Raw genomic sequence first — 18,937 nt, 5'->3', positions numbered from 1 at the left:
TCAACCACCCCCACCAACACACCCCCACCCCACCCCCCACCCACTAACACCAACCACAACACAGACAAACACAGCCCGACAACGACGGAGCCGGCAAACGCCACCAGCACGCCACGGCAACAGAACCAGCCGAGTGCCCCAACAACCCACAGACGAACGACGACCACCCCGTCGCCCGCACCAGCCGAACCCAACACACCAGCAGCCCCAGCACACCAACCGGACCCGACCCGCCAACCCGACCCGACCCGACCCGACCCGCCACAGACCAGCACGGCCGACCCCCACCAGAAGCCGGGCCGCACCGAAAGACGACGGCAGTGCGTTCCACACCGACCACGACCCCCCACAGCGCCTTGACTAGGCTGCCGCAGTGACGATTCAGCAGACCCCGGACGCCGACGACAGCGCCTGGGCCGCGTTCTTCGAAGGATTCAGCCTCTCCCCGGATGTCGCCGAGGCATGGCTGTGCGGTCTGGGCCTCAACCGAGCCGCCCCGGCAGAGGTGTTGATCAGCCTCTTCGACACCGGACGGGTGTATTTCCTGTACCGCAGGGACCTTCCACCCGGTGTCCTCGATGCGGCAGTCGTCCATCCCGTGAAACGCGTCTGGGGAACCGCCGCCGAATCGAGGAACCTCTCGCCCGCGCAGTGGGACATGCTCCTCGCCGCCACCGCGGACCGGCCGATCCACGGACTTCTGGCGGAGATGGCGGCGGAGGAGGGCCCACACCAGCGACCGTACGCCGGCGTCGGGATCGGACGTCCGCCGCACCCCGAGTCGCAACCACCCACAACACCCACCGAGATTGCCGCGATGGCCGACACGGTTCCGGCGATCCCCCTGGATGACCGTACGTACGCCTTGTGGTGGGTCGCCGCCCTTCACGACGACCCGGACGCCATGCGGCAACTGGCCTCGTACCCCAACCTCTGGATCCGCCGCAGCGTTGCCCGCGCCCCGCGTCTTCCCCAGGACGTCGTGCAGCTCCTCGCCCACGACGACGACGAAGTCGTGCGCCTCTTCCTCACCGAGTCGTGCGACGACGCCCCGCCAGACCTGCTTCTGGACGTGTGGAGCTGGTGGCCCGGCAGCCTCTCGTTCCCTGGCCGCCCCCGCAACCATCCCAACTTTCCCCGCAGGGGCCTGCTTCGCTACGCCGACGCCCCACAGCCCCGCATGCGTCTCCTCGCGCTCGACGACCCCGCGTCGACCGACGCCCTCGTCGAGCGGTTCAGCCACGACCCCGACGTCTCCGTGCGCACACGGGCGGCCGAGGACCCGCGTCTGTCACCCGAATCCGCTGTCAGGCTGACCGACGACGCCGACCACTCTGTCCGCCGCCTCGCCCGGAAACACCCGGCCCTGCCGCCGGCGAACTTGGTCCCCTTGCTCCACGACGAATACAGCGCCGCAGACGCCGCCGAGAATCCGACAATCCCCTCAGCCGTCATGCGCCGCATGGTCGCACTGGCCACAACACACCGCTGACCCCCACACTGCATTGTGCGGCGTGCTGATCACAGGATGCAGCAGCGGCAGCGACGGAGGAGCCGGTGACCCGAGAGCCAAGCAGAAGGCCGAGCCGAAGCCCCTCGTAGAGGGCGCCCTGCGCCCCCTGCTGCTCTCGTAGGCGGACCTCGGCCCCGGGTAAGTCCAAGTCCAGGAGTCTACCGACAGAAGCACGTTCGACGATGTGTCGATCCAGGCCTGCCCCGAACTGGAGAAGCTGGGGCAGAGCGGCGACGGGGCCATGTTCGCCTCGAAGGCGGAGACCAACTTCACCTACGACTCGGACGCCACGCTCGGTGAGGAACTGCACAGGGACCGGCCTTCGGTAGCACTCACCTTCATCAAGTTTGTCAGAAAATAGACAACGAAGCGCCCTTCGATTACTTCCTGCAAACTGTGAATTCGTCCCGATCAACGCCATGCCTGCAGGATCTATCTACGCTGTTCGTGATTGATCGGGTCGTCGCGTGAGTCGAGTTCCGCTGCGAGGTCGCGGCGCGTGGTGCTTGGCCACCACGGCGGTGTAGGTCACCGCGCGTAGAAAGATAGCGTCAACTTATTTGTCAGACAGGGCCTCTGACGCAGAAGCACACCTAATCCACGACGCCGAGTTCAACGCGTCGACCAGGCGGTTCACTGGACACCCTGTCCTCCGCACACACGAGCCGATGGACCTCCGCACTCGTCCGCTACGTGAACCCAGCAGCCACGAGCAAACGGAAGGTAGGGTGCGATTTGATCAAGAGATGCCAGCCAGCTTGAAGCCTGCACGAGGTGCCATCCCTCGTCGACGTTCAATGCCAACCATCACTGACAAAGCTAATGGAACTGCAGGCCAGGATCCCCAATCGGTGCCATGCGGGACTGAAATTCTCAACTGCCTGAGCTTGTTGTTCAACGTTCGGCCGCTTCGGCATCGACGGCCATCGATGTCTGCAGGACGCGTAGCCATCGTTGGCAGACTTCAAGGGTGACCGGTTCGAACAACTCGGGGGTCGATATTTCAACGAGGAACTGAGTCAGCAGGTCCTGGTGTGCTTCCTCGATGTGCACATGGTCCGCGAAGTGCACGGCTTGTGCCCAGTCGACGAGCTGACCGGGGCTGGCGAGTCCCGTGGTGACCATCTCTGCGGCAGCCACCACGTGGCCGCGACGGAAGGTGGGCGTCGATGTTGAGTCGCCGTGCCGGGCATCTCTGATGAGTCTGCAGAGCTCACCGTCCCAGTGCACGAGGTCTTCAAGGGGCCGGCTTCCGTTCGCGTCCATGTGGCCCATCTTGCTTGACTGCATGGTCATGGCGCAGTGGTGGTCTGCCGTCAGCTCGGAACTGGCGTGACACACGTCGGGGTTTGGTGCCGACCTTATGGCGGGCGGGACGCTTGTATGCCTCACCGGTCGCAAGGATCCGGCCCACGTCATGACGGGGCGCCGGGTGGCGGTTCTTTGAGCCCGGTGGTCGGCCGGGACCGGGCTGGGACGGTTTCGGTGCACCGGCTGGTGAGCCAGTCTTCGCGCGCAGGTTTCTGAACCCCCGCCGGAGCCTGGCGGGCGTCAGTTTGTTCGGCGGGGCTGGCTTCTCCCAGGGGCGCCGGAGGTCAACGGCGAGTGCGCGGGCGAGTCGAAGCTGGGCATAGGCAGCGATCACCAGCCATGCCCATCGGTCGGCCGCTTCCGGGCTGCGAAGCCGGGGCTTGGTCCGGCCGAGCATCTGGTTGAACAGGCGGAACGTGTGCTCCAGACGAAGCGGCGGAGGAAGGACTGTCAGCAGCGGTCCACGTCCTGGCTCGTGGCAGCGGTGCCCGAACACCACAGCCAGACCGGCTTGTTCACCCCGCCACTGGGCAACTTCTCCACGACCAGGCGGATGACGGTTCCTTCGATGATGGGAAGCGGCCCCTCGTGGGCGATCCCAGGCCGCTCGCCGGGTCAGCCGCGGGTGCAGCCGGTGCCAGGGTCTGCACGAGCAGATCGTTCAGCAGGTGGGCAATGCGGGGTGCGTCGTAGCCGGCGTCCAGTACGACCAGGGACCCCGGGTCGCCGGCTTCCACTGGCCGGCGGCGACGTCGCCGCCGCCGTACAGATGTTGCTCGTCGACAACGACCGCGTCGAACCCGGCACACGGATCGTCGGCTTGTAGATCCGCGCCTGGATGCCCAGGGAAGACTGACCTGCTGAACGAAGCGCTGCCCCTCGAGGACGCCTTTCCTCGAGGAGGGGTAAACGCTGGCGCTGGACTTCGAGGGCACTGATCACAGTTCGTGGCTGAAATTGTGATAATTGCCGTCACCGTCTTGCGGGCCGGCCTCCTCCTGATCAGCAGTCAAGTTCGTCTTCAAAGTAGCAGGATGGGAGTGCTCTGATCCGAGCTTTGCTCAAAGCGTTGAGTATTGACTGAACGGCGGAAACGACGCTTTGTGGAGTGGCTGCACGGTTGGCAGTGCATTCGACAACGATCGGCCAGCCCAGGAAGCCCTCACCGCCGCTCTCATAGTCGTTATGCGCGATTGAGATCTCGATGCTGCCGATACTGTCCTGCGTTTCCGCGTCCAACCCATCCACGGCAAGCAATCGACGCACGAGGTCGTAATCGTCGGAGTCGACGTATACCTCGCAGTCCGCGTAATCAACATTCATTTCTACCTGCCTCTGCACGCTCATACATGCCGACCTGCCCGATTGGCTCACGGCCTGGATGGGCGGATTCCGCCGTCCGAAGGGCGACGAGGGCTCGTGCGCGCCAGTCGGTCTCAGGAGTCCCCCATAACAACATCCCATCGAAAATCAAACCAAAAACTCTCGCCGTCTACGTATGCCTCAGGATCGACCCCCCTGGCAATCTTCTCTACACGCAGGCCAGCCGCCTTCCAGTCTTCAAATTCTGAACCCTCCTCATAGAAAGGATAGATTTCAAGAAGGCGCTTCACACACTCGGAAAACTTGCCCAGGCTGCTGTTCACGAAAACGAGATTGTCATCGTAATAGCGGGCGTAAACCTTCCCCGTGTTGGCATCAAGGAGCGCACTCCCAGCGAATCCGAAAGATCCAAATTTGAGGTACTCGATGCCGTCGACTATCACCTTCTTGACGTTGTCAGCGGCCGAGTATTGGATGAATTCCTTCGGGGCCTGCAATGTGGCGTCACTGTCAGGTGACGCGGGGCCAATCTCTACCATTTCAAACTTCACGGAACCTCCGGTTGCGTCTATGTGAGTGGCTGGCAGGACTCATAGGAGATGAGGTGCTGCCGCGATGTCTGGTGTGCCGTTGCCACACGCCGAAGTCTGTCAAGCGCCCCCTCCCGCCGCTAAGGATTTCCACGCTGACCCTTCGTCGACCTCAGCACCGATGGCCTCTCCGCCACTGCGCTCACCGACGACGTGAAGGCCGTCATCACCACCTACGGGGAGCCCTCGCAGCCGACCAACGTCGCATCACCGTCCGGGGAGCCGACGACGCCGAACTGATCCCCATCAGCGACAGTGCCGAAGTAGCGCCCGACGACACGACGCACTGAAGCCCGAGCCCATGCCACCGATCCGGCGTGGGTCCCGGCTGCCAGCCTCGAGCGCTCGCTCGATGGTGGACTGGGCCTTGCGTTCGTTGGGGTCGATCCCGGCGAGTGGGTTCACCTTCGCCGGGCGAACGGCGAGACCGTCAAGGGGCGTACGGCGAGACCGTCGAGCAGATCAAGGCCGGCAGGCGTATCCCCCGACGCCGCACTGAGGCTGTCGTCTCTCGGTGGTGCGCGTGGCGATCTGACGCGTGTCTGCCCGGCCGCGTCAGGGGTACCGAGAAGGCATGCAAGCACTGTCACAGGATGTGATCGAGTTGGTCCGTGAGGATATTGACCAGGTGAAGGCGGAGTTGGTGGCTGCCGTGTCCGAGGGGCGCCGGGGATCGGCGGCTCTGGGGGCGGGCGGGGTGCTCGGTGTGCTGGCCCTGCTGGCGGCTCAGGAGTCGGCGGTGCGGGCGCTGGAGCGGGTGTGGCCGGCGCCGCGGGTGACGGGGGCGTTGGCGGCTGCGTACGGCATCGGGGCTGTGGCGTTCGCCGGGTACGGGTACGGGAGATTGCGCCGGGCCCGAGCCGCGTCACGGGAGGCGCTGGCAGGTTCGCTGGACGCGGTGAAGGAGGTGGCCGACGAGTTGGCGCACTGACTGATGGGTCATCACGGGCGGACGCGCCGCCGTCCCCGCCGCCTCCGGGACGGGGGCGTGGACGGGCCCGTATCCGCTCACGGGCTCCCTTCCGCTCAGCCGGAGGAGGGCTCCGAAATCGTGGCTCATCCAGCGGAGTTGACGCGCGGAGAGAGCGCAGGCTCCCGCCCTCCACGTGCGAGCCCTGCCAGGCGCAGGTGATGCCGGGTGCGTGCCGCGGCGTCCGGGAGTTCCCCACGGTTTTCCAGATTTCACACGGATGTCCCGGGGCTCAGGGGGCACGCGTAGTTCCGAGCTCGCAGACGGGCAGGCGCGCCGCCGGGGGCGGTACGGCGTCGACCGCCGTTCAGCGGTCATACGGCCAGGCATCGGACGCCGGCGCTCCCTGCCCGGCACGGACGTACGTGGGCGGGCGGACGGCGGAAGGCGACAACGGAACGCAGGGAGCGCAGATGAAGGTCCGCCCGTGGCCGGCCCCAGCGGATCTCCGGCTCACGGCCCACGTGGTCGCCGGCCGCTATCGGCTCGACGACCTGTTGGGGCGCGGTGGTGCGGCTGACGTGTACGAGGCGCGGGACCTGCGGCTGCACCGGCCGGTGGCGGTGAAGGTCTTCCGGCCGGGCGGCGGGTCCCAGGCGGAGGAGCGCTTCGACGGCGAGGGCCGCTTGCTGGCCCAAATGCAACACCCGGGCCTGGTGACCGTGTACGACTCCGGTCACGAGGACGGACGGCCTTACCTGGTGATGCAGCTCATCGAGGGGACGACGCTGCGCAGGCGCATCGCCGCGGGCCCCCTGACTCCCGCCGCGGCCTCCCGTATCGGAGCCGCGCTGGCCTCGGCGCTGGCTCATGTGCACGCGGCCGGTGTCGTCCACCGCGACGTCAAGCCGTCGAACATCCTTCTCGACGGCACGGGCACCCCGTACCTGACCGACTTCGGCGTTTCCCGGCTGCTCGACGCCACCGCCCACACCGCCACCGGAACTCTCGTGGGAACCGCGGCGTATATGGCGCCGGAGCAGGTGCTGGGGAAAGGAGCGGCGCCGGCCGCGGACGTCTACAGCCTCGGGCTCGTGCTCCTCGAGGCCCTGAAGGGTGAGCTGGAGTACGCGGGTGCCCCGTTGGAGGCAGCGATCGCGAGGCTGCACCGGCCCCCGGCCATTCCTCCGGACCTGTCGGCGGATCTCGTCGAGCTGTTGGAGGCCATGACGGATCCGGAGGAGACCGGTCGGCCCGACGCACACGCCTGCCATCGGGCACTGGCCGCCATCCAGGGCGGGGACTCGGCGTCGTCCTGCCACGGCGTCGGCCCATCGGTAGACGTCCGGAACGCGGGTGAGGACCGGAACGCGGCAGACGACACACTGCGGTCGGAGTGCGCGGGTGCGCGAACAGGGGGCGCGGGGCCGGTGCTCGCGGCGACACCGAGCGAGGGGCCCCCGCCCCCGGACTCCCTTTTCACGGTCCCCGCTTCCCGTCGCTCCGGCCGCGCCCTCCTTGCTACGGGGGCGGCACTGGCCGTGCTCGGAGTCACGCTGACCGGCTCGATCGGTGGTCTGCCCTCCGAGGATGAGGATGCGGCCTCCCGGCCGCGCCGGGCCACGACGGAATCCACGTCGGGCCGGGCGGATGGGACGACCGAACCCTCGTCGGAGCGGGCAGGACATCCGGGCCCGTCCTCCTCACCGGCGGCAACACCCGCCGTCCCCCGTTCGCGGACGATGCCTTCCCTCACGGCCAAGGAGTCCGGCACGAAGCCGAGTTCGGCGGCCGACGAGCGTGGGGATCCCACTGCCGCCGGCCTGCAGGAGCCCGACAGCCCGCAGGGCGAGGCCGTCCGGGGTGTCGTCCGCGTCGATCCCGAGCCGCGACCGGGAAGGCCAAGCCGCCGAGGAAGAACCACACCGACTGACGACGGGCCGGCCGACAGGGGCGGGGCAGGCCGACCGGCCCGGGACGAGTACGGCGGGTCGGCGGTATGAACCGACCGTACCGGGCAACAAGGAAGGACGGACCAGGCCCCGTGTCCCGGTCGTCCCCGCAGGAAGGAAGTAGGCATGCTCACCGACATCTGGTCCTTCTCCGAGACCGCGATCCACGCGGCCGACATGGATCTGACCGGATACAAGGTCGAAGCGACGGACGGTGGTATCGGAAAGGTTGACCAGCACTCCGCCGAGGTCGGCTGCTGTCACCTGGTCGTGGACACCGGACCGTGGATCCTCGGCAAGCATGTCGTGATCCCGGCCGGCATCGTCACCACCGTGGACAGGGCGACGGAGACCGTCTTCGTCAGCCGCACCAAGGAGCAGATCAAGAACGCCCCGGAGTTCGTGCCGGAAAAGGCGAACACGGACGAACACCACCGCATGAAGTTCGCGGACTACTACCTGGCGTTCTTCCGGTAGACGCCGCGCAGGCGACGTACCAATGCAGGAGGTTCCATGTCCGCACTGTTGACCCGCATCAAGCGATTCAGCCGCAGCCCACAGGGCCGGCGGGCCATCGCGTCGGTGCGGCGCGCCGCCGCCGACCCCAGGAAGCGTGCCCAGGCGCGCCGTCTCCTCGGCAGGCTGCGAGGACGCCACTGACGGCGAACTCCACCGACACCCATAATCCTCCGGGTCCGGGTCCGGGTCCGGGTTCGGGTTCGGCCGGGTGGTCGTCGAGGAGCCGTCTCAGCCTGGTAGCACTTTCTGGACGGCGCGGCCCGGTGTGCGCGCCGGATCTGCTCACCCGGAGTTGTACCCCCATCGGGCTGCGCCGTCCTTGCCCACGGAGCACGGCCGTCTAGCGCAGCAACCCGGTCGGGGGCGGGGGCGCCGGCTACCGGTTGCGTCGGGTGGCGACGGCGCGCGGACGGCCCCGCGCCCGGGAGCTGTGGTGTTCCGGGGCGGGGAGCGGGTGATGGGTGCCTGGGTCGCGGCCGCCGCGCACGGCGTAGTCCAGGTGCCAGGGAGTCGCCCTCACTCGGCGTCTTGCGCATCCTCGTGGTGGCCGTGTTGGGCGGCCAGTTCGGCCGTTGCCTTGATGTCGATTTCGCCGCCCCCGTGGTAGACGATCGAGACGCCATCCTCGTCGGTCTTGGTGTACGGCGGCAGTGCGTCGTCGTCCGGGTCGCCGGTTTCCGTAGGTGCGTCGGGGGCAGGACGTCGCTGGCTTGCGGGTACCCCCGCCTGGCGGAATTCTTCGATGTCCTGCCCACCAACGCCACCGGCAAGATCCTCAAGCGCGAGCTCCGGGAGGCCGGTGCGGCCGCCCGCACCGCCGTCCTCAGGTAACGGCCGGCGGAACCGCTTGGTGGACCGGATCAGCGGGTGGGGTTCATCCGGCCGGCCGAACGCGGCCGGCCGCTCCGGTAGCGGGGCCCGGAAGGAGCGCTTTAGGTGGACTGGCGGCGGGTCTCCGCCGCTCACGAACCACCCCCGGAGTGCTCTCTCAGGAGATCCGTATGGAACCCCAGCCGAGCCGGCCGGATCGATCACACGGCATCCCCTCTCCGGCGGGGGAACGGACTGGAGTGACGGACCTCGAGCGCCGTATCAGGGAGTTGGGGAGCGGCGGGAGGCCGTGCCGTCACCGGGGGTGCTCAGCGCGCCTGCAGGACGGCGAGAGAGAGCCACGCCCCTCATGAACACGCGGCAGGAACGTGACCGGGGCGGGTGGCTGCGCTCAGGCCGCCTGCGTCTGCTCCTGTCACTCCTGCGTGTTTCAGTCGTGGTGGCCGCGACCACCACGGCGTACTACCTGCTCCCCCTCGACCGTGATCTCGACCGGAACACCGCCACGGTTCTCGCCCTGGGACTGCTGGGAATCGGAGCGTTGCTCGCCCTGCAAGCCGTCAGCATCGCCGCCTCGTCGCACCCCCGGTTGCGTGCCGTCGAGGCGCTGACCACAGCCGTCCCCGATACGGATACCCGCGCCTACTCGACCTCCCTGGCCCAGACCACCCTCGACGCTGAGAGAACGTCTCCATCGGCTTGATCATTAGGCTGGCTGCCCTGACGACGATGGTGGAGAGTCTGGCCCGGACGGGGTGTGGGACGTTTTCCGGCGGAGCCGGAGCGGTGCCGTCCGAACGGTCCTGTAATGCGCATGCGCGCGAAGACGAGATTGCTGTGGGAGTCGGTCGAGCGGGAGTTCACGGATCCGGCCCGCCGGGCCGTCGCGCAGCAGGCGGACCTCCAAGGCATCGGCGGACAGCACTCCTCCTGACTCCGTCACGGCCCGCACGATGCAGCCCGAGCATGCGGGCGGCGACATCGTGCGGGCTGTGCTGGGTCGTCGAGGAGCTCGTCCCGATCAGAGCTCGAGGATGCGGCGCTTCTGTGCCGCGAACTCGGCCTCGGAGAGCACCCCTTGCTCCTTGAGCTGAGCGAGCTCCTTCAGCTGCGAGATCTTCGTGTCCATCGACACAGCAGGTGCGGGTGCCGGAGTGCTGTAGACCTGCTGCGGCGCCGCGGCGGTCTGCCCGTAGTCCTGTTGTGCCCATCGGCCGGCCTGGCGGCGCGAGACGCGGTTGGAGACGGCGGTGGCGGTACCGGAGACGACCGCGGTGCGGGCGACCCCGCGAAGTAGACCAGGCATGACAGGTTCCTTGTCGTCGGCGGTCGTCGGCCGTCAGGAGGCGGATCCCGCCTCGACAGCCTCCAGAGCCGCCATGAGGTCCTCGGGCGGGATCCTTCCGTTGGCCACCATCCGTGCTCCGCTGCGACGCAGAGCCGCCGCCGGCGGCGCGGCCCACACGGATGACGTCGGTCTGCTCCGCCGCATCGCCTCGAGGGCGGGCAACCCTCAGCAGGGGGGCTGACTCTGGCGCGGTACGTCGATGTCCACATCTCGGAGACCCGGCGCGCTTCCGCCGCAGGTAATCGCCAGAGCTCGGCCCAACCACAGTGACAAGACCGCTCCCTGACTGACGGCTGGTCAGGGGAGATCCACGAAACCGCTCCGAGGGCGCCCGCGATTCAGCGATGTGTGCCGTGTCACGCATTTCCGTTCGTGTCTACGTTGTCTGCATCACAGCGCAAATGTCCATTTAGCTCCATGCTTGGGGACGGACACGGCCTCCCGAAGTGGGACCCATCTGCGTCCTCTTGGGCTCGGAGTGCCAACTTGGCGCATGCGCACAGCATTTGTGTCCTTCTCCGTTCCCCTCCTCTCCCTCCCCGTCACCCCCCTGTTTCCCGTTTCCCGTTGGAAGGTGCTCCATCATGGCCGCTTACCTCTGCCCTCCTGCCGTGATACACGGCGAGCACGCCGTGAAGACCAGCCAGATTGTGGCGGAGGTCAGCGACCGGCATCCGCACGCAGCGTGGGCGCCGCGGATCGACGGCATCGCGGCCAGTACGGGCATCGAGACCCGCGGGTGGATGCTGCCGCTGGAGACCACCGTCGCGCCCGGCAACGGCAGCGGCCTGCGGACCATCGGCATCGAGCCGACCCAAGAGGCGCTTGTACGCGACGGGTTCACGCAGCAGGACGTGGACCGCGTGGTCGCCGCCCTCGAGGCCATTCCCGCGCCGCAGACCGTCCAGGAGCGGACGGCGCCGGCCTGGGAGGCCGTGCAGTCCTACGGGGAGCGTGCGGCGCGCGGAGCCCTGCAGGCAGCCGGGCTGGACGCCTCGGACATCGACTGCCTGATCACCAGTCATTCCACCACCCCGGCGCTGCCCGGACTGGACATAGCCCTGGCCAACCAGCTTCCGCTCCGCAGCGATGTGATGTTGCTGCCGGCCACGCAGTGGGCCTGTATCGCGGGGACCCGCTCCCTGGCGCTCGCGGCGGATCTCGTGGCCGCGGACCCCGATCGGGTGGTCCTGATCGTCATCGCGGAGGCGCTGAGCACGACCTACCAGCCCGCGGACGACACCCTTGAGTCTCTGATCGTCCGGTTGCTGTTCGCGGACACGGCGGTCGCCGCGGTGGTCACGGGCCGCCCGAGGACGGAGTCGGTGCTGCGGCTGGACGCCGCCTGGCACCACACCCTGCCCGGCACCCAGGACCTGCACCGCCTGGAGACACGGGCGGACGGCGCCCACTTCGTGATGGACCGGCGCGGACCGCGTGCCGTACAGGAGACGGTCGCGGCAATGTGGGACTGGCTGCACTCCCGTTACCAGGACGACCCCCACTCCTGGCACCCCGACGTGCTGCTCGCCCACCCCGGGGGGACCCGGGTGCTGGAGTACATGGAGCAGACGATGCCCGACGCGTGGCCGTCGGGGCTGCTGGACTACAGCCGGGACAGCTACACCAGCGGCAACCGCGGAGGCGCAGCCGTGTTCGACATCCTGCGGCGGGCACATGATGCCGGGCAGCAAAAGCCCGGCAATCGCGCCGTACTGTACGCGGCGGCACCCGGTCTCACCGCCACCGCACTGGAAGGGCAGTGGCTGTAGTACGGTGTCGCGCTACCCGCACCAGGACAAGCTTCGCCGCGTCACCTCGCGACTTCCGCCCACACAACCTTCCCGGTGTCCGTCCACCGCACCCCCCACCGGGTGGTGAGCCTGTGCACGACACCCAGGCCGCGACCGCCGTCGTCGAGCAGGTCGCCCCGCCTCAGGCATGGCCTGCCGTTGCCGGTGTCGCCCACCTCGCACAGCAGGCCGCTTCCGGTCCTGATCAGCCGTACCGTGATGGGGCCGGCAGCGAAGCGGACCGCGTTCGTGACCAGCTCGCTGACCAGCAACACGGTCTTGTCCCGGGTGTCGTCCCTGGTGCGCCATTGGCCCAGCAGCGCGAAGACCTGCGCTCGGGCGCGAGCGGGAGTGTCGTACCGGGCGGGCAGCCGCAGGGTCGCCGTGTCCCCCTTGCGGTAGCCGATCATCCGCGCGAGCAGCAGGGTCACATCATCGCGCTGGCGCGCGGGAGCCAGTACGGAGACAACGTGCCGTGCGGCCTGCTGCAGGGCATCCCAGGGGTGCACCGCGGACACGGCGTCCGCCAGCCTGTCGATGCCTTCGTCGATCGGCAGGGCGGGATCCTCGACCAGGCCGTCGGTGTAGAGAGCGAGCAGGGAGCCCGGGGGGACGACGAAGGTGTGCACGTCGAACGGTTCCCGCAGCGCGAACTCGGCGCCCAGGCCGGGGTGAGGGCGCAGCGCGAGCGGGTCCGCGTGCCCGTCCGGAGTGACCAGGACCGGGGGCAGGTGGCCGGCGCTGGACAGCACCACGTGGTGGCTGACCGGGTCGTAGAGGGCGATGCAGCAGGTGGAGCCGAGCGCGCTGTAGCCGGCCGCCAGCCCGGACTCCGCGTCGTCCAGCAGCGTTACGGTCTCGTCCAGGTGCTCCAGTACCTCGTCGGGCGCGAGCCCTGCGGACAGCAGCGCGCGGGCTTCCATACTCAGCTGGCCCATGGTTGCCGCAGCTCCCAGGCCATGCCCGACGACGTCACCGACCACCAGCGCTGTACGGCCGTCCGGCAGCGGAAAGCTGTTCACCCAGTCGCCGCCGACGCCCGCGCTGTCGGGGGTGGCGGGCCGGTAGACGCTGGCGATCTCGATGGTGTCGCCGCCGGTCCGTGGCAGGAGTCGGCGCTGCAGTGCCAGCACCTGCGTGTGCTCCCGCTGGTGCTGACGAGCCAGGTCGACGTGATGGGCGGTCCTGGCCACCAGTTCTTGCAGGTCGACCAGCTCGCTGTCGCGGAAGGGGCAGTCCGACCGTCGCCAGACCTCCGCCACGCCCAGGACGACGGGCGGCATGCCGTCCAGAACCAGTGGAATGCACGCCACACCCGCCGACCGGTCGACGGGCACGAGAGCCCGCACAACTCGAGGGCTGTCGAGTACCCGCTCGACCGCCTCCCGGTCGGGTATGACGATGGTCTGCGGAGCATCGTTCCGCAGTACCGCCTGCGCCAGGAGACGACTCGCGTCGCTCGGGAGGTCATCGCCCGGTGTTACGTAGCCCTCGGGCCATGCCCGGTCCGGCACCAGGGCTGCCCGCCGCAGTCGGATGCGCCTCTGCCCCTGCCCGGTGACTCCCTCACCCGTCCACACGGCGAAGTCGAGGTCGACGGCGGCCACGTCTCCCCAGGCCAACAGGGACTCCGCCAGCGACTGCGCGGTCTCGCCGATGTCCAGCGAGGTACCGATCGCGGTCTCGGCAGCGTACAGGTGCAGCCTCCTGGCCATGGCGATCACGGAGACGGTCAGGCCCTCCTCAGGCGCCGCAGCGGGCAGGATGCTCAGCGAGACCACCAGCTCCGACCCGTCGCTGCGGCGCAGGCGCTGTATTCGGGCGACGTGCGCCTCGCCGGTCTCCACGACCTGTCGCAGCCGCCGTGTGACGGTCGGTACGTCCCAGGGAGGCAGGAGATCGACGAACGGCTTCCCAGCCGCGGCGCCCAGACCCGCGAACACGGGGGCGTCCAGATTGCAGCGGGTGATCATCAAATCCTGGTTCAGGTTGACCGCGCCGAGAATCTGCTCTTGCTGGCCGACTGCCGGGTTGTCGGGTACGGGGTGACGCGTGGTGCGGTGGCCTCGCGCGTCGGCGGGACCGGCGGCCGCTCCGCCGCGCGGGATGTAGCGCCCCAGGGCTCGGCTGACCAGGTCGAACGCCGACGAGGACGAGGGGAAGGGCGTGGAGTCCATGCGACTCTCTCAGCAATCTCCGGCGCAGCACCAGGGCGGTACGCAGACCCGTGCGGTGGGCCCCGAAATACCTGACCGCACACCTCATTGAACAACACCGGGGACCGCTTCGCCCACACCAGCGAAGCGCGCGGTCAACGCGGACAGCGAGGTAACGACCCGGCTGGCGGGTCTGGGCTCACCTTGCCGGGGCCCTTCGCCCACCAGGGTGCGGCGACCGCCGCGAGGCACTGGGTGCCGGGAGCAGGTGTGGGCGGAGGCCGCTGGAAGTGCTCGCCGCTGAGGATCCGCTCCCGGCTGGACAGGTGAACCGCCGAGCGGACGGCCGAAGACCACCCACGGGACGTCACCTTGGGAGCCGGAGGTGGCGTACGGCTGGTGCTGCCAGCTGTTGCGTGATTCGTACAGATTGGGGAAGGCGGGGAACAGTCCGGCGTTGACGAGGGCGTTCCGGGCGTCCGTCAGGTTCTGCCACAGCGCATCGGTGCCGGTGCCTGGCCGCAGCACGAAGCTGATGTCCGTGAGGTGGGCACGGCCCGCTCATCCCCGAGACTCAGACCGTAAATCCACAGATCACAACGAACGACCGCAAGTGACCGCAACTGAACGAAGTTGGGCTCAGGATGCGTTCGCGATGCGGTCACTGTGCCCGTTCGCCGAACGTTTCCTGCCGCCGCCTCCAGGCTCTCACCACACACCGCCGCGAGCAGTACACGGCGTTCGACCTCCGGTCGACGCCAGCCACCCACCAGGCTGGGCCGACTCGCCGGTTGCGATCCGGCCCGTCCCGATGCACTGCCCGGCCTGCTGCACCGCTGCCTGACCCACGCCGCATGAGGGGCCGAACCCGCTGTCGTATGCCCTGGCCCGGGCGGCCTGCTCGGTCCTGGCCGGGCGAGGTCATGACCGCCAATCGCCGAGTGGGCCGCCGACGCCTCTGACCAGCTCCTTCTCCACTGCGGGGGCCACGCTTCGCGATCCGGACCGGCCCTACCGGGCGCCCAGGGAGGCGACCGTACGCCGAGTACTGCAGCGCATCGACGGCGACGCGCTCGACGCGGCGATCGGCGGCCGGCTCACCGCCCGCGCAGACGCCGGACCCCAGCGATCGTGGCGGTGTCGCGAGCAGGGCGACGACAGGCGCCGTCCAGGGCGACACATCGTGTCGTACCGCAGCCGCTCCCGGTCTCCTCCGGACCGTGCTGTGATCTGGGCTCCGAGTGGTACCGCTGGTACCATTGACACCATGCCGGAGCCCAAAGCCATGAACCTACGCTTCCCCGACCCCGAGCAGCGGGCCGCGATCGCGGCCGCCGCAGCCCAGGAAGGGGTGAGCCTGCAGGAATACATCCTCTCCGCCGCCTACGCCCGGGCCACCGCCGTCGAGCAGCACTTCCTGGACGGCTTCAAGGAGTCGATGGCCCGCAGTGCCGCCGCCTTCACCGCCGAGCCCAGCAGCACCGACCCCACGGCGGAGCAGCGGGCCGCCGAGCAGCACGCCCTCGCCGAGTTCGCGCAGCAGGAGCGGGGCCGGGCCGCGTGAGTGAGCCCACCCCGCACCACCCGCTCGACGTCACCTTCCTGCTGCACGCCGCCGAGCTCCTCCCCGGTGACCCCCAGGTCGACGATCTCGGCCCGCTGTTCGCGGCCACCGCGCGGGTCAACGCCCGGTCCATGGAGCGCGACATCTACAGCTCCGTGCACTTCAAGGCCTCCGCCCTCCTGCAGACCCTGACGAAACTCCCCTGCCTCGAGCACTCGAACGACGCCTTCGCCTGGCACTCCACCGAGGCCTACCTCGCCCTCAACGGCCGCCGGCTCGACTACCCGCCCAAAGCGGCCGTCGCCCTCGTGCGCGACATCGCCGCCGGCACACTCGGCGTCCCCCGCATCGCCCGCCAGCTCCGCGACTGGACCCTCGGTTGATCTGACCGATCTCGACCGCAGCACCCGGAGACCGACCGGTGCCCGGAGGCGACCGGTTGGCAGCGGGCATCGTCCGCAGAGGCAGGCTCCGATCGCCGTGCACGGCACGCAGCGCCTGGCGCATCAACGGCCAGGAACACCAGGTCAAACTCGGCGTCTGGATCTGCAACATCAAGAGCCGCCGCGACAAACTGAGCGACAATCAGCGGGCGGCGCTCGTCGCGCTGGGAGTGGAGTGGGCGTAGCGCTGGTTGGCGATTGGTCGGACTGCTGTCGGTCACGCCGCAGCGAGCCCGTGTGGTCATCTCGCCCCGCGGGTCGCGGCCGCTTGGTCCTAGGGCCGGTCGTCGACGATTCTTCCGCAGTCACGGCATTGGTACATGTGTCTTCTTGAGTCCATGCCGCGCATCCTCTTCACCCGCTTGTGCGGGCAGCGCGTGTCGTCACGCCTCGGATGGGGGTTGCTGCCTGGCTGACCGAAGCCAAGGAACTTGTCGATCCGGTCGAGTAACCGATCAAACCATCCCTCCATCCCATCAACGTACTGCGTCCGTTGCCGCTACGTCAGCACCGCCCGACCAGTCGGCGGGGTGACCGCTGGACCGGCAAGTGGGACAGTTGCTTTTCCACTGCGGCGCCTGGCGCCTTGGAGCCACCCCAAGTGGAAGGCTGCGCTGAAGGCCCTGGACGGGCAGTCGCGAGCTCTTTGAGGCAATCGGCGTGGCGCTACTGCCACCCGAGCAGGAGACGTCTGCCAAGGCCGTCCTCTGGCGCCAGCGGGGCATCGACGCCCTGGCGCATTGCAAGGGCCGCGCAGCTCTGGGCTGGAGTATTCCTGTCCAACACCATGACCAGGCGCGGGAGGCTGAGCGCCAACAGGCTCCAGGCGCTGGCCGACCTCGGACTCGATTGGGCGCAGGCGTGACTTCGCCGGTGCGGGGCTGCTCGCAGGGCGCCGCCGATTTTGGCAGTACCAGGTAGGAATGCTGGTGTGGCAGGACGGCGGAAACGGCTGTGCCGAGCCTGTCGAGCACCGTATCGGGGTGAGTCCCGCGCCGACACACAGCGCCCGCCGAGGACGTGTCCTGGGCGGGCGCAGTGGTGGCTAGGCGGGAGTGATGTTCTCCGCCTGTGGGCCCTTCTGGCCCTGGGTGACGTCGAACTTGACCTTCTGGCCTTCCTGGAGCTCACGGAATCCCGAGCTCGCGATGTTCGAGTAGTGGGCGAAGACGTCCGGGCCGCCGCCGTCCTGCTCGATGAAGCCGAAGCCCTTTTCAGCGTTGAACCACTTCACGGTTCCGGTAGCCATGTTGCCCTCCAAGGGGGACTCGAATCGGTTCCGCACTGTGCGGGAACCGGAGGTGATCGCCCTGGTCCTCAGAGACTGTGAACAGCAGAATCGCCCGTGAACGCGTACTCACGGGCGACCGGTACTTCGGAACCATGACAGCTGGCCCTGACGCTACACGGACAGCTCCCCGCTCTCCACGAGAACGCCCACGTATGGAGCACTGTGAGGATCACGATGCCGTGCTCGCCGGTGGGCGCATCGTCAGCTCCTTCGCGTTGAAGCCGCGAGGCGCGGCCACAGCCGCTTGCGGTCGCGGGTGACCCGCTCGGCCAGGACCGTGGGGTCGTTCGCGGTCCATTGGTGTGCTGTGCCGAGCACGCTCGTGGCCTTGGCCCTGGACGTGCTTGTGCCGGGGAAGGAGCCGGACTTCACACAGGCGTTGAACGTCACCGGGGCCTTGAGCAGCAGCATCGCACTGGAGTGCGTGTAGGCGCTGGGAAGTTGGGCCACTCTCCCTGTGGGCTACGTGGCACCGGGAGGGCTCTGTGAGACGGTCCAGCCGGGTGTAGAGCGCCCGTACGAGGCGGGCGCGGTTCTGGACGCAGCGGGCGGTGCCCTGTATCGGTGCGGCCAGGCGTCCAGCGGCTCGCGGAGGATGGGCGGTCAGTGCGTCGCGCAGGATGCCGTCGGGGAGCCGCCGCGCCAAGCCGAGGGCCGACAACCTCCAGGAGCTGGCCAATCTCGGACTGGACTGGGCGCAGGGGTGACGTTGCTGTGCGGGGGCGGCCCCGGCCGTACTGCGCCCCGTCACGGGGACCGGGGCCTATCCCGCGCACTCCATACCGGCACGGGCCGGAATCGAGCCTAGCCCGTCCAGGGGAACGAAGGGCCCTACTACGGCACATGCGCCCGTCCCGGGACGTTGAGGGCAACTCCCGTGCCGCTCCAGACCGCCCGCCCTCATCTCCCAGGCGGCCGCAGAGGGGAAGTCGGCTCCCAGCCAGCCCACAAATCCAGGGGTGACCAGCCAGGACGCGCCAGAGCCCTTGTGGAGGTCGGCCCCCCACTCGGCCCCCTGGTCGGCCCCACAATTGGCTCCCCACACGGCCCTCCAGAGCCGGTCGCTTGGATCAGGCCGGGGGACGGTGGCGGGCGCGGAGCCAGTGGACACCCTTCAGGGCGTAGACGGCGGCCAGGAGCGCAAAGCCCACGAAGGCGAGCCAGAACCAGGATTCCGACACCATGAGGCTCAGCAGCAGGCCGCCGAAGAGCAGCAGAGAGCCGACACCGTCCAGCAGGTCAAGGCGCGCCTTGAAACGCACCGCAGAGTCGGATCCGCGCAGTCGGCGAATGACGGGAATGAGACCGAGGGCCTGCAAGACGGCCAGACCGAGAGCGATCCAGACGAACCAGCCGGGTATGTCCATGGCGCGCACCGTATCGCCCCTCCAGG

20 protein-coding genes and 2 pseudogenes are annotated in these 18,937 nt (G+C 68.6%); 11 read left to right on the top strand and 11 right to left on the bottom strand.

Annotation, left to right across the window (positions count from 1 at the left end):
- The first annotated feature begins 373 nt into the window (after nucleotides 1-373).
- Complete coding sequence (locus ACTMTU_RS35465) at nucleotides 374-1,492, top strand: hypothetical protein (protein ID WP_441267541.1); 1,119 nt, start codon at nucleotides 374-376, stop codon at nucleotides 1,490-1,492.
- 205 nt (nucleotides 1,493-1,697) lie between these two features.
- The gene (locus ACTMTU_RS35460) at nucleotides 1,698-1,874 is read left to right on the top strand and encodes a hypothetical protein (RefSeq protein ID WP_441267540.1); all 177 of its coding nucleotides are present in this window, start codon (nucleotides 1,698-1,700) and stop codon (nucleotides 1,872-1,874) included.
- A 533-nt stretch (nucleotides 1,875-2,407) separates the two neighbouring features.
- On the opposite strand, the gene ACTMTU_RS35455 is transcribed toward ACTMTU_RS35460, so the two are convergent.
- The 4 genes and pseudogenes from ACTMTU_RS35455 to ACTMTU_RS35440 form a co-directional block, all read right to left on the bottom strand.
- On the bottom strand, nucleotides 2,408-2,779 hold the full coding sequence (locus ACTMTU_RS35455; RefSeq protein WP_441267539.1) for a hypothetical protein: 372 nt from the start codon (nucleotides 2,777-2,779) through the stop codon (nucleotides 2,408-2,410).
- A pseudogene (locus ACTMTU_RS35450) lies at nucleotides 2,751-3,575 on the bottom strand (hypothetical protein); the annotation flags it as partial. The gene ACTMTU_RS35455 and the pseudogene ACTMTU_RS35450, both read right to left, overlap by 29 nt.
- 251 nt (nucleotides 3,576-3,826) lie before the next feature.
- Complete coding sequence (locus tag ACTMTU_RS35445; protein ID WP_441267538.1) at nucleotides 3,827-4,171, bottom strand: hypothetical protein; 345 nt, start codon at nucleotides 4,169-4,171, stop codon at nucleotides 3,827-3,829.
- Between the two features lie 89 nt (nucleotides 4,172-4,260).
- Nucleotides 4,261-4,698, bottom strand: coding sequence for an SUKH-4 family immunity protein (locus ACTMTU_RS35440; RefSeq protein WP_441267537.1), 438 nt, complete (start codon nucleotides 4,696-4,698; stop codon nucleotides 4,261-4,263).
- 613 nt (nucleotides 4,699-5,311) lie between these two features.
- On the opposite strand from ACTMTU_RS35440, the gene ACTMTU_RS35435 reads away from it, so the two are divergent.
- The 4 genes from ACTMTU_RS35435 (at nucleotide 5,312) to ACTMTU_RS35420 (ending at nucleotide 8,259) form a co-directional block, all read left to right on the top strand.
- Nucleotides 5,312-5,668, top strand: coding sequence for a phage holin family protein (locus ACTMTU_RS35435; RefSeq protein WP_441267536.1), 357 nt, complete (start codon nucleotides 5,312-5,314; stop codon nucleotides 5,666-5,668).
- 452 nt (nucleotides 5,669-6,120) lie between these two features.
- Nucleotides 6,121-7,650 carry a serine/threonine-protein kinase gene (locus tag ACTMTU_RS35430; protein ID WP_441267535.1) on the top strand — a complete coding sequence of 510 codons (1,530 nt, stop codon included), beginning with the start codon at nucleotides 6,121-6,123 and terminating at the stop codon, nucleotides 7,648-7,650.
- A 75-nt stretch (nucleotides 7,651-7,725) separates the two neighbouring features.
- Complete coding sequence (locus ACTMTU_RS35425) at nucleotides 7,726-8,076, top strand: PRC-barrel domain containing protein (protein ID WP_441267534.1); 351 nt, start codon at nucleotides 7,726-7,728, stop codon at nucleotides 8,074-8,076.
- 36 nt (nucleotides 8,077-8,112) lie between these two features.
- Complete coding sequence (locus tag ACTMTU_RS35420; RefSeq protein WP_441267533.1) at nucleotides 8,113-8,259, top strand: hypothetical protein; 147 nt, start codon at nucleotides 8,113-8,115, stop codon at nucleotides 8,257-8,259.
- Nucleotides 8,260-8,634: 375 nt separating this feature from the next.
- On the opposite strand, the gene ACTMTU_RS35415 is transcribed toward ACTMTU_RS35420, so the two are convergent.
- Nucleotides 8,635-9,084 (bottom strand): hypothetical protein, encoded by a 450-nt coding sequence (locus tag ACTMTU_RS35415; RefSeq protein ID WP_441267532.1) that lies wholly within the window; start codon nucleotides 9,082-9,084, stop codon nucleotides 8,635-8,637.
- Nucleotides 9,085-9,298: 214 nt separating this feature from the next.
- Here ACTMTU_RS35415 and ACTMTU_RS35410 point away from each other — a divergent pair, with 214 nt between their 5' ends.
- Nucleotides 9,299-9,652, top strand: coding sequence for a hypothetical protein (locus ACTMTU_RS35410; RefSeq protein WP_441267531.1), 354 nt, complete (start codon nucleotides 9,299-9,301; stop codon nucleotides 9,650-9,652).
- A 318-nt stretch (nucleotides 9,653-9,970) separates the two neighbouring features.
- On the opposite strand, the gene ACTMTU_RS35405 is transcribed toward ACTMTU_RS35410, so the two are convergent.
- Complete coding sequence (locus tag ACTMTU_RS35405; RefSeq protein WP_441267530.1) at nucleotides 9,971-10,255, bottom strand: SHOCT domain-containing protein; 285 nt, start codon at nucleotides 10,253-10,255, stop codon at nucleotides 9,971-9,973.
- A gap of 626 nt (nucleotides 10,256-10,881) precedes the next feature.
- Here ACTMTU_RS35405 and ACTMTU_RS35400 point away from each other — a divergent pair.
- A complete protein-coding gene (locus ACTMTU_RS35400) occupies nucleotides 10,882-12,069 on the top strand; it encodes a type III polyketide synthase (RefSeq protein ID WP_441267529.1) in 1,188 nt (395 codons plus the stop codon).
- A gap of 41 nt (nucleotides 12,070-12,110) precedes the next feature.
- Here ACTMTU_RS35400 and ACTMTU_RS35395 read toward each other — a convergent pair whose 3' ends face one another.
- Entirely contained in the window at nucleotides 12,111-14,267 is a 2,157-nt protein-coding gene (locus tag ACTMTU_RS35395; protein ID WP_441267528.1) for a SpoIIE family protein phosphatase, read from the bottom strand.
- Between the two features lie 1,246 nt (nucleotides 14,268-15,513).
- Here ACTMTU_RS35395 and ACTMTU_RS35390 point away from each other — a divergent pair.
- The 3 genes from ACTMTU_RS35390 to ACTMTU_RS35380 are packed head-to-tail and all read left to right on the top strand — an operon-like array spanning nucleotide 15,514 to nucleotide 16,438.
- On the top strand, nucleotides 15,514-15,810 hold the full coding sequence (locus ACTMTU_RS35390) for a type II toxin -antitoxin system TacA 1-like antitoxin (RefSeq protein ID WP_441267527.1): 297 nt from the start codon (nucleotides 15,514-15,516) through the stop codon (nucleotides 15,808-15,810).
- Entirely contained in the window at nucleotides 15,807-16,193 is a 387-nt protein-coding gene (locus ACTMTU_RS35385; protein WP_441267526.1) for a fic family toxin-antitoxin system, toxin component, read from the top strand. Before ACTMTU_RS35390 ends, ACTMTU_RS35385 begins: the two co-directional genes overlap by 4 nt.
- A gap of 56 nt (nucleotides 16,194-16,249) precedes the next feature.
- Nucleotides 16,250-16,438, top strand: a complete 189-nt coding sequence (locus tag ACTMTU_RS35380) for a hypothetical protein (protein ID WP_441267525.1) — start codon at nucleotides 16,250-16,252, stop codon at nucleotides 16,436-16,438.
- A gap of 860 nt (nucleotides 16,439-17,298) precedes the next feature.
- On the opposite strand, the gene ACTMTU_RS35375 is transcribed toward ACTMTU_RS35380, so the two are convergent.
- The 4 genes and pseudogenes from ACTMTU_RS35375 to ACTMTU_RS35360 form a co-directional block, all read right to left on the bottom strand.
- On the bottom strand, nucleotides 17,299-17,502 hold the full coding sequence (locus ACTMTU_RS35375) for a cold-shock protein (RefSeq protein WP_143600196.1): 204 nt from the start codon (nucleotides 17,500-17,502) through the stop codon (nucleotides 17,299-17,301).
- 243 nt (nucleotides 17,503-17,745) lie between these two features.
- Nucleotides 17,746-17,994: a hypothetical protein gene (locus tag ACTMTU_RS35370; RefSeq protein WP_441267543.1), complete on the bottom strand. Its 249-nt coding sequence runs from the start codon at nucleotides 17,992-17,994 to the stop codon at nucleotides 17,746-17,748.
- 37 nt (nucleotides 17,995-18,031) lie between these two features.
- Nucleotides 18,032-18,184, bottom strand: a pseudogene (locus tag ACTMTU_RS35365) (restriction endonuclease); the annotation flags it as partial.
- Between the two features lie 430 nt (nucleotides 18,185-18,614).
- A complete protein-coding gene (locus tag ACTMTU_RS35360) occupies nucleotides 18,615-18,911 on the bottom strand; it encodes a hypothetical protein (RefSeq protein WP_441267524.1) in 297 nt (98 codons plus the stop codon).
- Nucleotides 18,912-18,937: the final 26 nt, after the last annotated feature.

Origin of the sequence: Streptomyces sp. OZ13, from assembly GCF_052068155.1 — a bacterium.
Classification (GTDB): Bacteria; Actinomycetota; Actinomycetes; order Streptomycetales; family Streptomycetaceae; genus Streptomyces.
The sequence above is the reverse complement of the archived record's forward strand: the minus strand, read 5'-3'. Positions and strand labels throughout refer to the sequence as shown.

Excerpts from the sequence above, each read along its gene's own strand:
- ACTMTU_RS35455 (WP_441267539.1), bottom strand. The coding sequence starts at position 2,779 with ATGGACGCGAACGGAAGCCGGCCCCTTGAAGACCTCGTGCACTGGGAC.
- ACTMTU_RS35445 (WP_441267538.1), bottom strand. The coding sequence starts at position 4,171 with ATGAGCGTGCAGAGGCAGGTAGAAATGAATGTTGATTACGCGGACTGC.
- ACTMTU_RS35435 (WP_441267536.1), top strand. The coding sequence starts at position 5,312 with ATGCAAGCACTGTCACAGGATGTGATCGAGTTGGTCCGTGAGGATATT.
- ACTMTU_RS35430 (WP_441267535.1), top strand. The coding sequence starts at position 6,121 with ATGAAGGTCCGCCCGTGGCCGGCCCCAGCGGATCTCCGGCTCACGGCC.
- ACTMTU_RS35425 (WP_441267534.1), top strand. The coding sequence starts at position 7,726 with ATGCTCACCGACATCTGGTCCTTCTCCGAGACCGCGATCCACGCGGCC.
- ACTMTU_RS35420 (WP_441267533.1), top strand. The coding sequence starts at position 8,113 with ATGTCCGCACTGTTGACCCGCATCAAGCGATTCAGCCGCAGCCCACAG.
- ACTMTU_RS35410 (WP_441267531.1), top strand. The coding sequence starts at position 9,299 with ATGAACACGCGGCAGGAACGTGACCGGGGCGGGTGGCTGCGCTCAGGC.
- ACTMTU_RS35405 (WP_441267530.1), bottom strand. The coding sequence starts at position 10,255 with ATGCCTGGTCTACTTCGCGGGGTCGCCCGCACCGCGGTCGTCTCCGGT.
- ACTMTU_RS35400 (WP_441267529.1), top strand. The coding sequence starts at position 10,882 with ATGGCCGCTTACCTCTGCCCTCCTGCCGTGATACACGGCGAGCACGCC.
- ACTMTU_RS35395 (WP_441267528.1), bottom strand. The coding sequence starts at position 14,267 with ATGGACTCCACGCCCTTCCCCTCGTCCTCGTCGGCGTTCGACCTGGTC.
- ACTMTU_RS35390 (WP_441267527.1), top strand. The coding sequence starts at position 15,514 with ATGCCGGAGCCCAAAGCCATGAACCTACGCTTCCCCGACCCCGAGCAG.
- ACTMTU_RS35375 (WP_143600196.1), bottom strand. The coding sequence starts at position 17,502 with ATGGCTACCGGAACCGTGAAGTGGTTCAACGCTGAAAAGGGCTTCGGC.
- ACTMTU_RS35360 (WP_441267524.1), bottom strand. The coding sequence starts at position 18,911 with ATGGACATACCCGGCTGGTTCGTCTGGATCGCTCTCGGTCTGGCCGTC.